Source organism: Mucilaginibacter gotjawali (assembly GCF_002355435.1).
GTDB lineage: Bacteria > Bacteroidota > Bacteroidia > Sphingobacteriales > Sphingobacteriaceae > Mucilaginibacter > Mucilaginibacter gotjawali.
Genome location: NZ_AP017313.1, coordinates 3,043,010 through 3,056,558 on the forward strand (window position 1 = coordinate 3,043,010; position 13,549 = coordinate 3,056,558).

Sequence of the window (13,549 nt, forward strand, 5' to 3'; positions counted from 1 at the left end):
AACTTAATCCAACTCAATCAACCTAATCAACTCTAAAAAGTCCATACTTCAAAATACAATAAATCGCCCTGACGCCATCTTTCCAGCCGATCTTTTTGCCATCATCGTAAGTACGGCCGTAATAGGAAATACCAACTTCGTAAATACGGATCCTGGGTACGCGGGCAATTTTTTGGGTAACCTCCGGCTCAAAGCCAAAGCGTTGCTCAGTTAATTTGATGGATTGGATGAGTTTGGTATCAAAAAGCTTGTAGCAGGTTTCCATATCCGTCAGGTTCAGGTTACTGAACATGTTGGAGGCGAAAGTAAGCCAGCGGTTACCGATGGTATGCCAGAAGAATAAAATACGGTGCGGGTTGCTGCCCATAAAACGCGAGCCGTAAACCACATCGGCAAAGCCGTTGCAAACAGGTTTCAGCAAGTCGTTGTATTCTTCGGGGTCATATTCCAAGTCGGCATCCTGGATGATCAGGTATTCGCCCGTTGCTTTGGAGATACCCGTATGGATGGCGGCACCTTTGCCCTTGTTGGTCTCGTGCTTAAAGTAACTGATCCCGAGGTCCGGGTTTTCTGATTTATAAGCGCTAACAGCTTCTTCGGTATGGTCGCTGGAGCAATCGTTAACAATAATGAGTTCTTTTTGAATATTATCGATCAGGTTTACGGCTTTAATTTTGTTTAAAATCAAATGGATCGTATTTCCTTCGTTGTATGCAGGGATAACAATGGATAACTTATGTATCTTCATCCTAATTAAATGAAACTGAGTTTAAGTGGTGTAAAAGCCTTTTTGAAAAGGCCAAAAATAATAATAATACTTTCGTTTTTAGGTGTGTCGGGCCTGCTGTTTTGGTTTTGCCTGCCAAATCCGCTTTTCAAAAGCTCAACCTCCTACGTTATTGACGATGCCAACGGTAATTTGCTCGGCGCTGCTATTGCCTCCGATGGCCAATGGCGCTTCCCGCCAAATGCCGAAGTGCCCGAAAAGTTTAAGCAATGTATCATCACCTTTGAGGATAAGCGCTTTATGCACCACCCCGGTTTTGATGTACTGGCTTTGGGCAGGGCCTTTAAACAAAACTTTGGTTCGGGAAAAGTTGAAAGCGGCGGTAGTACTATTTCTATGCAGGTGATCAGGCTTGCAACGAAAGATAGACGTACTTATCTGAATAAGCTAAAAGAGATTTTTATGGCCATGCGGCTGGAATGCGGCTATAAAAAAAGTGAAATATTATCATTGTATGCCAGCAATGCACCTTTTGGCAGTAATGTGGTTGGATTGGACGCCGCTTCCTGGCGTTATTTCGGGCGCAGTCCTGATAAATTATCATGGGGAGAGATGGCCGCGATGGCGGTGCTGCCCAATGCGCCATCCCTTGTCAATCCTGGCAAAAACCGGGCGACATTGTTAAAGAAACGAAACATGCTGCTGGATAAACTGGTAAAGCAGGGAATTATTGATGCCGCCACCGCATCACTTGCCAAGCTGGAGTCTGTTCCTGATCTGCCCCTGCCCCTGCCGCAGCTTGCCCCTCACCTGCTGGAACGGTTTAAGGTGGATAGCCAGGCCAAACGTTTTGGTGATACCCGGTTGAAGACAACCATCCAAACTAACCTGCAGCGCCAGGTAAACCAGATACTGGAGCGGCATCACCAGCAATTAAAAGCCAATGATATCAACAACATAGCGGCTGTGGTGCTGGATGTGGAAACGGGAGCTACTTTAGCCTATGCGGGCAATATTTCGCACCCGGAAGATTCGACGATGCAAAGCGACGTAGATGTAGTAAATGCGCCGCGAAGCCCCGGAAGTACTTTAAAACCATTGTTGTATGCCTCCGCTATGCATGATGGGTTGATCCTGCCAAATAGTTTATTGCCCGATATTCCAACTCAAATACTAAGCTTTCACCCTAAAAACTTCGATTTGGTTTATGATGGGGCGGTACCGGCCTCACAGGCATTGTCGCGGTCGTTAAATGTTCCGGCAGTAAGGCTGCTGCAACAATATAAAAGCGACAGGTTTTACGACCAGTTGCACAAAATTGGCATGACGACCCTGAATAAACCTGCCAGCCACTATGGTTTGTCGCTGATACTGGGCGGAGGCGAAAATACGCTTTGGGAATTGGCTGGATCATACGCCGATATGGCCCGTGTGCTCAATCATTACAACAAATACAACGGCAAATACGATCCCGCCGATTACCATAACCCGGTTTATACCATCGCGCCGGCAAAAAAGCCCGACCTGCAAAAAACAGGCCTGCTGGATGCCGGATCTATTTACTACACCCTACAGGCCATGGAAGAAGTAATGCGCCCCGGTGAGGAAATGCTTTGGAACAGGTTCAGTTCTACCCAGCGCATCGCCTGGAAAACAGGCACCAGCTTTGGTTTCCGGGATGGCTGGGCCATTGGCATCACCCCCAAATATGTCGTCGCGGTTTGGGTCGGTAATACCGATGGCGAAGGAAGGCCCGGATTAACGGGCATTAACACCGCCGCCCCGGCCATGTTTGAGATCTTCCGCCTGCTGCCCGTTACACGCCAGTGGTTTGATATGCCGGTTGGCGAAATGGTCAAAATAAAAGTTTGCAAACAAAGCGGTTTTCGCGCCGGCGAGTATTGCGAGGATACTTATGATGAATATGTCCCCAAAGGAGGCCTGAACGCGCCGGTATGCCCCTGGCACCAGCTGGTGCACTTAAGCGCCGATGGCAAATGGCAGGTAACAGGCAATTGCGTACCGCCCGACCAGATCATCAACAAAAAATGGTTTGTGCTGCCACCATCTATGGAATATTATTACAAAAGCAGGAGCTATCAGTACCATGTACTGCCTCCGTTCAGGCCAGATTGCGCGCAGGGCGAACGTAGTAACCCTATGGAGATCATTTACCCCAAAGAAGGCGCAAAAATATACGTTCCGCTGGAGGCAGATGGCAGTCGCGGCCGTGTAGTGTTTGATGCCGCGCACCGGCAAAACGGCGTTAAAATATTCTGGCACCTGGATGATGAGTATGTGGGCGAAACGCAGGATTTTCACCAATTGGCTTTAAACCCGCCGCCCGGGAAACATACTTTAACTTTGGTTGATGGGAATGGGAATATGGTGCATGTGGGGTTTGAGGTGCTGGAGAAATGAAGCCTCACCCAACCCTCTCCAAAGGAGAGGGCTAAAAAAGAGTGCAGCTAAAGTCCTCTCCTTTGGAGAGGATTTAGGTGAGGCGTTTCCGGCATATTCCTTATATTTGGATTGTAACAAACAAAAAATGCTTGAACAATACGACCTTCATAACCTGATGGTGCTTGATATTGAAACCGTTCCGCAATACAGCAGTTTTGCCGATGTGCCGGATCATTTTCAAAAACTATGGGATTTGAAGACGCAATACCAGCGGAAAGAAGAAACCGCGGAAGAATTCTATGAACGCGCCGGCATCTGGGCCGAATTTGGCAAGATCATTTGTATCTCGGTAGGCATCTTCATCAATGGGAGAAATACCGGACTCAGGGTTAAATCTTTTTTCTCGCATGACGAAAAAGAGCTTCTCGAAAAATTTGCCGCTTTGTTGGTTAGCCAGCCGCCAAGTTTGATATTGTGCGCGCACAACGGAAAGGAGTTTGATTTCCCGTACATCTGCCGCAGGATGCTGATCAATGGCGTAAAGATTCCATCCCAGCTGGAAATTTCCGGTAAAAAGCCATGGGAAATTAACCACCTGGATACCATGGAGCTATGGAAGTTTGGCGATTATAAAAACTATACTTCGTTAGCATTGTTGACCGCTATTTTTAACATCCCTACCCCAAAAGATGATATTGACGGCAGTATGGTTGGGCGTGTTTACTGGGTAGAGAACCAGCTGGAAAGAATAGCGACTTACTGCCAGAAAGATGTAGTTGCAACGGCTCAGTTGCTAAGGCGATACCGGGGCGAAGAATTGATCCCGGATGAATCTATAACTCTCGTGGGCTTTTAAAATGCTGAAAGTAACCGACCTGAACATTAAGTTTAAAACACAAAGCGGCTATTTTGAGGCGGTTAAAGGCATTTCCTTCCACTTAAATAAAGGCGAGACGATTGGCATTGTGGGCGAATCTGGTTCAGGAAAGTCGGTTACTTCGCTTGCCCTGATGCGCCTGCTGGATGAAAAGCAAGCGGTAATCAGCGGGCAGGTATTGCTGAATGATAAAAGCTTGTGCAAAATCCCCGAGACGGAAATGCGGACGATCAGGGGCCACCAGATCGCCATGATCTTCCAGGAACCCATGACCTCCCTCAACCCGGTTTTAACCTGCGGTTTTCAAATTACAGAAGCGATACAATTACATCTTGCCATAAACAAAGCAGAAGCGAAGGCCAAAACCATCGCTTTATTTAAAGAAGTACAACTGCCACGCCCTGAGGCTATTTTCGACAGTTACCCGCACCAGATCTCCGGTGGACAAAAACAAAGGGTGATGATCGCGATGGCGCTTTCCTGCAACCCGGAAATATTGATTGCCGATGAACCCACCACCGCGCTGGATGTTACCGTTCAAAAAACGATTATCGAATTATTACACAAGCTGAAAGCTGAACGGAACATGAGCCTGATCTTTATTTCGCACGATCTGGCAGTGATCAGCGAAATTGCCGACCGGGTTATGGTGATGTATAAGGGCGAGGTTGTGGAAGAGGCCCCGGTTAAAACTCTGTTCGCTCATCCCAAACACCCTTATACTAAAGGATTGCTGGCTTGCCGCCCCTCGCCTGCCTGGCGTTTGAAAAAGCTGCCTGTTGTATCAGATTTCCTGGATAGTGAAAATAAGAAAGCCGCCAGCATCGAAAAAATAAGGGAAGGCTATTTGTATCAACCTGGAGAAATAAAGGAAAGAGAGCGGAAATTATACGAACAGGAACCCTTACTCAAGATAAGTCACTTAAATACGTGGTTTCCAACTGTTCATAATGTATTTGGCAAGTCGAAGGGTTTGGTAAAAGCGGTTAATGAGGTTAGTTTCAACGTATATCCCGGCGAAACCCTTGGACTTGTGGGCGAATCAGGCTGCGGAAAAACTACTTTGGGCCGCAGTATTTTAAGGTTGATAGAACCCACTTCCGGCAGCATCAATTTTGAGAATACCGACCTGCGCAGCCTTAAAAAGAATGAATTAAGGGAGATCAGGCGCAATATCCAGATCATTTTCCAAGATCCCTACTCCTCTCTAAACCCGCGCCTCACCGTGGGTGATTCCTTGATGGAACCCTTACAGGTTCACCGGTTTTATGCCAATGACACCAAGCGAAAACGCAAAGTTTTGGAGCTGCTGGAACGCGTAAACCTGCCGCCGGAGCACTTTAACCGCTACCCGCATGAATTTTCGGGCGGACAAAGGCAGCGCATCGTCATTGCCCGGGCATTGGCCCTGCAGCCAAAATTTATCATTTGCGATGAATCTGTTTCGGCGCTGGATGTATCTGTACAGGCCCAGGTGCTTAACCTGATCCGGGAACTGCAGCAGGAATTTAACCTCACCTATATCTTTATTTCACATGATCTGGCCGTGATCAAACACATTTCTGACCGGATGATGGTGATGAATAAAGGCGAAATTGTTGAAATGGGCGATCCTGATGAGATTTATTATCATCCTAAGGAAGAGTATACGAAGCGGTTAATTGCCTCGATACCCGGTGCTGTAGCATGATGTTCTTTCCGAAGGCGTAAAATTGTTATTTATAATGTGTAAATTTGTGTATAAATGAATTAATCTATCCGCTAAAATAAAATGATACGTACCTTAATAACCCCGGAAAAACAGGATGTGTCGATTCATATACCTGAAAATTACGTAGGCAAACAGATAGAGGTTCTTCTTTATGCTGTTGACGAAATAAATAAAGAAAGTAAACCCGAAAAGAAGAAACCATCGGATTTTAGAGGAGCTTTAAACTTAACGAATGAGCAGTATGAAGATTTTCAAAATCATCTAAAGGATATTCGTAACGAATGGAACAACGATATTTAACAGATACGAATACCATTATTGATTATCTCGAAAATAAACTGCCGGTTTCGTCAATTAGATTATTAGACAATATTCCCATTCAACTCTCAGTAATTTCGCGGATTGAACTACTCGGGTGGCAAAAAGCTTCCGATCAGCAAATTAAGATCTTAACTGGTTTCATAGCTGCTTCAACGGTTTTCAATTTGGAAGAAGACATAATTTTGCAATCAATAGAAATCAGGAAACGTTACCGGGTGAAGCTTCCTGACGCTATAATAGCAGCCACCGCGCTAACCAATAAGCTTAATTTACTTACAAGGAACATAAAGGATTTTGAAAAGATTGACGGACTCATTTGCACTGACCCTTATCTTTTATAGAAATAAATTTATCAGGATTTATTTTCTACTTCAGTCCGCTCGCAATCTGCTTTCAAAACTTCTGTATCTTTGCACAAATAATACCCATGTCTAAAAAGAAAAACAACTCTTCCATCAACCAGGTGCTTACGCAAATGGTACTGGATATATTCGAACAAAACGGCAATACGCCATTAAATTATAAACAAGTTTCTGCCAAACTCAACGTCCGCGACCCGGAAGCACGCGAAATCATCTTTGATATTCTGAAAGATGAATCAAAAAAAGGGGGTTTAAAGGAACTTACTCCCGGGAAATTCCAGCTGCTGGTGCTCAAAACCTTTATCGAAGGCGTGGTCGATATGACCAACGACGGCTCAGCATTTATCGTCACCAATGATGAGTTTGAGAACGATATTTTTGTAGCGCCACGCAAACTGCGCAATGCCCTTAACGGCGATAAAGTAAAAGTTTACGTTTATGCCAAAAGCAAAGGCAAAAATAAAGAAGGTGAAGTAATTGAGATCATCGAACGCGCTAAAATGGAGTTTACGGGTATCGTAAAACTCTCAGAGCGGTTCGCATTCTTCATCCCGGACGACCGGAAGATGATGCACGATATTTTTATCCCTCTAAGCGACCTTAACGGCGCTAAAAACGGGATAAAGGCAATCGCCGAGATCACCGACTGGCCGGCTGAAGCTAAAAACCCTATTGGCCGTATCAAGCAGATCCTGGGTGTACAGGGTGAGAATGATACCGAAATGAATGCCATTCTGGCTGAATACGGTTTCCCATTGTCGTTCCCTGCCGAAGTTGAACATGAATCCGAAGAGATTTCTGATATGATTACCAAAGAAGAGATCGCCAAAAGGCGGGATTTCAGAAATACAACCACTTTCACCATCGACCCATTTGATGCCAAGGATTTTGACGATGCACTTTCCTTTAAACAACTGGAAAATGGCAATTACGAGGTCGGGGTGCATATTGCTGATGTATCGCATTATATTAAACCTGATTCAGCACTGGATAAAGAGGCCGACGAACGCGGAACATCGGTTTACCTGGTTGACAGGGTGATCCCGATGCTTCCTGAACGCCTTTCGAACGGTTTATGCTCTTTGCGCCCAAAAGAGGATAAGCTTTGCTTTTCGGCGGTATTCGAAATGAATGAAGAGGCGCATATCATTACCGAATGGTTTGGAAAAACCATCATCCATTCAGACAGGCGTTTTGCTTACGAAGAAGTGCAGGAAGTGATAGAAACCAAAACCGGCGACTTTACTTATGAAATACTCAAACTAAATGCCCTGGCCCACAAACTGCGCGACCGAAAGTTCAAAAATGGCGCCATCAGTTTTGAAACCACTGAGGTTAAGTTCAAACTGGATGAGACAGGCAAGCCTGTCGGCGTATATGTTAAAGAACGTAAGGATGCCCATAAATTGATTGAGGATTTTATGTTGCTCGCCAATAAAAAAGTAGCCGAGTATGTAAGCAAAATGGGTAAAGGCAAGCATAAATATACCTTTGTTTACCGCGTTCATGATACGCCAAAACCTGAAGCGCTGGCCAATTTTGCCCAGTTTGCGGCGAGGTTTGGGTATAAGATCAACACCAAATCGGATAAAGAAACAGCAAAATCCCTGAATTATTTAATGGAGGATGTGGAAGGCAAAAAGGAACAGAATGTGTTGACCCAACTCGCTATCCGCTCTATGGCCAAAGCCATTTATACTACCAAAAGCAGCAGCCATTATGGACTGGCTTTTGACCATTATACCCACTTTACCTCTCCGATCCGCCGTTACCCGGATGTGATGGTGCACCGCTTGCTATTCCATTATCTGAATGGCGGACAAAGCGCTAATGCCGAGCATTACGAAAAGCTTTGCCAGCACAGTTCGCAAATGGAAAAGAAGGCCTCTGATGCTGAACGCGCCTCTATCAAATACAAACAGGCCGAATTTTTAAAAGACCAGGTGGGCAATGTTTACAGTGGTGTGATCTCGGGCGTTACCGAATGGGGTATGTATGTTGAAATTATTGAAAATAAATGCGAAGGAATGATTCGCCTGCGCGATATATCCGACGACTTTTATACTTTAGACGAAAAAAACTACGCCATCATCGGCCAGCGTAAAAAGAAGGTTTACCAGCTGGGCGATGAGGTGAAAATCCGTGTGAAAAATGTGGATCTGACGAAGAAGCAGATTGACTTTTCGCTGGTGAGTTAGTGAGTAGTTTATTGGGTTGATTAAGTTTATTTAGTTGGATTAAGTTGCGATGCCCCCAACCACTCACTTAATCAACCTAATCAACCCAATCAACCAAAAAATGAAACACCTGAAAGAACTACAATCCATCATAGGCGAAGCCGTAAACAAACTGGACCTTCCTGCCAATCCAGATACTTTATACGAACCTGTTAGTTATATCCTATCCCTCGGCGGTAAGAGGATGCGCCCTGCCCTGCTGTTAATGGCCTGCGAATTGTTTGGCGGCGATGTTAATGCTGCTAGTTCTCCTGCCCTTGCTATTGAGGTATTCCATAACTTCACGCTGATGCATGATGATATAATGGATAATGCTCCACTCCGTCGTGGAAAAATAACCGTACACGAACGCTGGGGACATAATACGGGCATATTATCCGGTGATGCCATGCTGGTATTAAGTTACCAGTTGATGATGAAGGTGGAAGATCATTTGCTGCGCGAAGTGCTGGATGTTTTTAACAAAACCGCTTTAGGTGTCTGCGAAGGCCAGCAACTGGATATGGATTTTGAGCAACGCACAGAAGTACATGTGGATGAATACCTGGAAATGATCCGCCTGAAAACTTCGGTATTATTGGGCGGGGCGTTAAAAATAGGCGCTTTAATTGGCGGAGCAGAAATGCAGGATGCAGAATTACTCTATAATTTCGGCGAGTACCTGGGTATTGCTTTCCAGCTGCAGGACGATATCCTGGATGTGTATGGCGATCCGGATAAATTCGGCAAACAGGTGGGCGGCGATATTATCTCCAACAAAAAAACCTGGTTGCTCATCAGGGCGCTGGAACTGGCCGTCGGTTCACAAAAAACAGAGCTGGATAACTGGATAGCTTTGAAGGAGTTTGATAACACCGAAAAGGTTGCCGCCGTCACTAAAATATACGACGAACTGAACATAAGGCAATTTGCTGAGCAAGCTATGGAAGCGTTTGCTGACAAAGCCTTCATGGCCCTGGATGCCATTAACCTGCTGGAGGCCCATAAACAATACCTCCGCAATTTTGCAGATGGCTTATTGGTGAGGGAGAATTAGTATATTTAGGGTATGAAATGGCTGTACCTAACCCTTGTTTTCTTCACACCTTTTATCACAGCAAAGGGGCAAAATAAAAAGTCCTTTAATAGGGCAAAAAACAACGTAATAATAACCGACCTGAGGTCGCTTGATAGAAGTCCGGAGTTTCCTGGTGGTGACGAGGCATTTTACAAATTCTTAAGTAAGAACTTAAGGTGGCCGGTCCGCGGAGACATTGATATCGAAGGGCGTGTTGTAATAAGTTTTATTGTCGAAAAAGACGGTAGTTTAACTAATTTTAAGGTGGAGAAAAAGTTGTGGCCCGACATGGACGCAGAAGCCCTTAGGGTTTTAAAGAAATCACCAAAATGGATTCCCGGTAAACAGCACGGAAAACTTGTCAGGGTGAAATATATGGTGCCCATAAATTTTACATTAAGCGACTCAAGCGAATAAAATCATGAAAACATTCTTAATTACAACGCTCTTGTTTTTATCATTTATCGGCGTGAAAGCGCAAACAACGCTACCGCCTCCTCCTCCAACGCCGCCTGACGTTGATATACAGGAAAAGGCGGATACGTCAAAACAAGCCTGGGGTGAATATCCTCCCGAATTTCCCGGTGGCATTGATAAATTCTTTTCGTTCCTTAAAAAGAAGATCAGGTTGCCTTATTTGGACGATAATCTCAGGGGTAGGGTGATCGCCTCTTTCGTAATAGAAAAGGACGGGAGCCTTACGCAAATCAAAATTGCCAGGGGGCTAAGGCAGGATATTGATGATGCCGTAATAAAAGTGCTTAGTTTAAGCCCGAAGTGGAAACCAGGGATGCAAAACGGCAAACCAGTAAGGGTCGCTTATAGTATTCCGGTTCCGATCCCTTTCAATGACTTTTAAGAATCAACAAATGAAGAAACTAGTGTTTTTAATCGCAATAGTTCATCTGTCCTCAAAAATAAACGCGCAAACTTTTACTACACGGGAGGATATCGGCCCTGCCTTTAACAAGGTCGACACCGACCCTGTATATCCGGGTGGTTTCGGGGCTTTTGACAACTATATTGATTTAAATGCTGCCAAAATATTAAAACCGGATCACGCTTTGGGAATGGTTGCCGTAAAATTCCTTGTCGAAAAAAATGGCAAGGTGACCAATGCAGAAGTGATAAAAGGACTAACACCTGAAACAGACTCCGCAGCTGTTTATTTGATAAAAAACAGCCTGCTTTGGAAGCCTGGTATAAAAAATGGCGTAGCGGTACCAACATTGGTAAAGATTGGCGTGAAATTTCGTGCTCCTCGTTATGCGCAAATAGTTCACGTTCAGGATGTGCAGCTATCAAAGGGTAACAACGCCGATATAACTATTGACGAGCCCATAGAAAGCCCTATAGTTACTGAGGAAGTTGACCCCAACCATATATTCACTTCGGTTGAAAAAATCCCCGAATTCCCTGGCGGCATAGCAAAATTCCTCCAGTTTATTAAGGATCATCAAAAATTAAAAATCGGTTTAAATGGTAAGGGCGGAAGAGTGATTGTGTTATTCGTTGTGGAAAAGGATGGATCTTTGAGTGATATTAAGATCGCAAGAGGGTTTTCCCCTGAATACGATGCCGAAGCATTACGGTTGTTGAAATTGATGCCTAAATGGATTCCGGGCATTCAAAACGGCAGGCGGGTAAGGGTTCAATACCCTGTTGCCATAAACCTCGGATTAAATTGATATGCAGTTAATGCGTTGATACCGAATCCTAAATCTCTGCTAAAGAAAGATAATACGATAAGGTTTATACTGGCCAATGGGAATTATTATATTTAAAGCATGAAATACGGTTTACTTTTTCCTTTCGCATTCCTATGTCTTAGCGTTATCGCTTATCCAAAAACAAAAACAACAAAACCGCGGCAGCCTGCCGGCCCTGTTGTAATGCAACAGACTTTAACACCTCCGGAATTTCCTGGTGGCCAGTCTGCACTTTTTTCCTATGTGATGAACAACCTGAAATGGCCAAAAAATAAAAACGCAGACTCGCTGCAAGAGGTTGTTTTAACTTTTTATGTGGAGAAAGACGGTAGTTTAACTAATTTTAAAGTGGTAAAAAGCCTTACCCCATCGTTTGATGCTTCAGTGATTCAATTGTTGAAAAAATCACCGAAGTGGATTCCGGCTAAGCGCGGCAACCAACCCATCAAATCAAAATATGATTTTCCGATAAGGTATCATTCTGAATCGGAAACAAACGATGCCAATTGATTTTAATCGCTTAAATAAATCATCCATGCGCAAAATCTTGATCATCCTGTTAGCTGTATCTATAGCTCAAGGACTACACGCCCAGCAAACCCTCACGTCCGGCGGCAAACTAAAACCCGAGCAAGCCATTATGGACATCCGCCACTATACCATAGCCCTGGATGTCGATTTTAACCAGCGGTCCATCGACGGCTACACCACTATTGATGTCATTATGGCGCAGCCCACCCATGTGCTGCTGTTTGACTTGCTGGATTCGCTGAACGTGAAAGAGGTGCTGGTTAATAATAAAAAACGGCCCTTTGAATACAAAAACAACCTGATCAGGATAAACACAGCCAACGAACTGCCTGCAGGCCGGGCCAGTGTAAAAGTTGTGTATGGCGGTAAACCGCATGTAGCCCGCCGGCCGCCCTGGGATGATGGGTTCATCTGGACAAGGGATTCCACCGGCCACCAGTGGATGGCGATTACCGCCGAAGGCACCGGCGGCAAATTATATTTCCCCTGCAAAGATCATCCTTCTGATGAACCTAATGAAGGCGTTGATCTGATCATCACCGTTCCGAAGGACCTGGTAGTTGCAGGTCCCGGTATATTACAAAAAGTCACTAAAACAGCTGATAAGGTCACCTATCACTGGAAAACAAATTATACCATCAATAATTATAGCATTCTTTTTAACGCCGGCGACTATAAGGTGGTCAGCAGGCCGTATACCACTGTAAATGGCACCAATGTCCCCATCCAGTTTTATGTACTGAATGAACACGCTGATAAAGCTGAACACCTGATGGATATTTTTGTAAAGACGATCCACGAACAGGAAAAATATTTCGGCGAATATCCCTGGGCAAAGGAAAAGATCGGGCTGGTGGAAACACCGCACCTGGGTATGGAGCACCAAAGCATGGTGGCCTACGGCAATAAATTCAGGTACGCCAAAGTGGCCGGCGAAGACTATGACTGGCTGCTGCACCACGAATTCGGGCATGAATGGTGGGGCAACAAGGTAACCGCCAAAGACTGGGCCGACTACTGGATCCACGAAGGGATCTGCACCTTTGGCGATGAGCTTTATGTGCGGGAATTTGCAGGCGAGCAGGCCTATATCGACCAGTTTAAAGCCATGTCGCCTCGCTTTGGCAACAAAATACCCATTGTAATGGGTAAGGATATTGATGAGGAAGCGGCTTACAATAGTGATATTTATGGTAAGGGCGCGTTTTTTATGCACACCATCTGCTATATCATGGGCGATAGCACCTTTTTTCCGGCGATAAAAAAGTTTGTCACTTCGCCGCAATACACGTATGATAACCTGGTGAATACGGATGATGTGGAACAGTTTTTCAGCAAAGAATCGGGTATAAACCTGAAGCCTCTGTTCGACCTGTACCTGCGCTCGGCCGATAAACTGGAAGTGCATGTACAAACCATGGGTAACGACAAGTACATGGTAACCCTGCCGAATATGAGTATCCCGCTGCCGATGGATATTACTACCGAAAACGGACCAACGCGGGTAATTATTGGCAATAAAGGTTTATTGGTGACCAGTAAGACCCTCCCGGTGATTGATGCGGATGATTACTATATTAAGAAAGTGATCATTGAATAATCGAATGAATGATC

General features: G+C 44.9%; 13 protein-coding genes. 12 read left to right on the forward strand and 1 reads right to left on the reverse strand.

Annotated features, from left to right (window positions below):
* Positions 1–22 precede the first annotated feature (22 nt).
* On the reverse strand, positions 23–748 hold the full coding sequence (locus MgSA37_RS13495) for a glycosyltransferase family 2 protein (protein ID WP_096352607.1): 726 nt from the start codon (positions 746–748) through the stop codon (positions 23–25).
* A 9-nt stretch (positions 749–757) separates the two neighbouring features.
* On the opposite strand from MgSA37_RS13495, the gene pbpC reads away from it, so the two are divergent.
* The 12 genes from pbpC to MgSA37_RS13555 all read left to right on the forward strand — a co-directional run bounded on the left by pbpC (position 758) and on the right by MgSA37_RS13555 (position 13,535).
* A complete protein-coding gene (gene pbpC / locus MgSA37_RS13500) occupies positions 758–3,148 on the forward strand; it encodes a penicillin-binding protein 1C (RefSeq protein ID WP_096352609.1) in 2,391 nt (796 codons plus the stop codon).
* Between the two features lie 127 nt (positions 3,149–3,275).
* Positions 3,276–3,986 (forward strand): 3'-5' exonuclease, encoded by a 711-nt coding sequence (locus tag MgSA37_RS13505; RefSeq protein ID WP_096352610.1) that lies wholly within the window; start codon positions 3,276–3,278, stop codon positions 3,984–3,986.
* Position 3,987: 1 nt separating this feature from the next.
* Positions 3,988–5,697, forward strand: coding sequence for an ABC transporter ATP-binding protein (locus MgSA37_RS13510; RefSeq protein WP_096352612.1), 1,710 nt, complete (start codon positions 3,988–3,990; stop codon positions 5,695–5,697).
* An 81-nt stretch (positions 5,698–5,778) separates the two neighbouring features.
* Entirely contained in the window at positions 5,779–6,018 is a 240-nt protein-coding gene (locus tag MgSA37_RS13515; protein WP_096352613.1) for a hypothetical protein, read from the forward strand.
* Positions 6,000–6,380: a type II toxin-antitoxin system VapC family toxin gene (locus tag MgSA37_RS13520; protein ID WP_096352615.1), complete on the forward strand. Its 381-nt coding sequence runs from the start codon at positions 6,000–6,002 to the stop codon at positions 6,378–6,380. Before MgSA37_RS13515 ends, MgSA37_RS13520 begins: the two co-directional genes overlap by 19 nt.
* Positions 6,381–6,466: 86 nt before the next feature.
* On the forward strand, positions 6,467–8,599 hold the full coding sequence (gene rnr, locus MgSA37_RS13525; RefSeq protein WP_096352616.1) for a ribonuclease R: 2,133 nt from the start codon (positions 6,467–6,469) through the stop codon (positions 8,597–8,599).
* Between the two features lie 100 nt (positions 8,600–8,699).
* Positions 8,700–9,674, forward strand: a complete 975-nt coding sequence (locus tag MgSA37_RS13530) for a polyprenyl synthetase family protein (protein ID WP_096357479.1) — start codon at positions 8,700–8,702, stop codon at positions 9,672–9,674.
* 12 nt (positions 9,675–9,686) lie between these two features.
* Positions 9,687–10,112 carry an energy transducer TonB gene (locus MgSA37_RS13535; RefSeq protein ID WP_096352618.1) on the forward strand — a complete coding sequence of 142 codons (426 nt, stop codon included), beginning with the start codon at positions 9,687–9,689 and terminating at the stop codon, positions 10,110–10,112.
* A 4-nt stretch (positions 10,113–10,116) separates the two neighbouring features.
* Positions 10,117–10,554: an energy transducer TonB gene (locus MgSA37_RS13540; protein WP_096352619.1), complete on the forward strand. Its 438-nt coding sequence runs from the start codon at positions 10,117–10,119 to the stop codon at positions 10,552–10,554.
* Between the two features lie 10 nt (positions 10,555–10,564).
* Complete coding sequence (locus MgSA37_RS13545; RefSeq protein WP_172885324.1) at positions 10,565–11,383, forward strand: TonB family protein; 819 nt, start codon at positions 10,565–10,567, stop codon at positions 11,381–11,383.
* Between the two features lie 99 nt (positions 11,384–11,482).
* On the forward strand, positions 11,483–11,914 hold the full coding sequence (locus MgSA37_RS13550; RefSeq protein WP_096352622.1) for an energy transducer TonB: 432 nt from the start codon (positions 11,483–11,485) through the stop codon (positions 11,912–11,914).
* 25 nt (positions 11,915–11,939) lie between these two features.
* Positions 11,940–13,535 (forward strand): M1 family metallopeptidase, encoded by a 1,596-nt coding sequence (locus tag MgSA37_RS13555; protein WP_157750563.1) that lies wholly within the window; start codon positions 11,940–11,942, stop codon positions 13,533–13,535.
* The last annotated feature ends 14 nt before the right edge of the window (positions 13,536–13,549 follow it).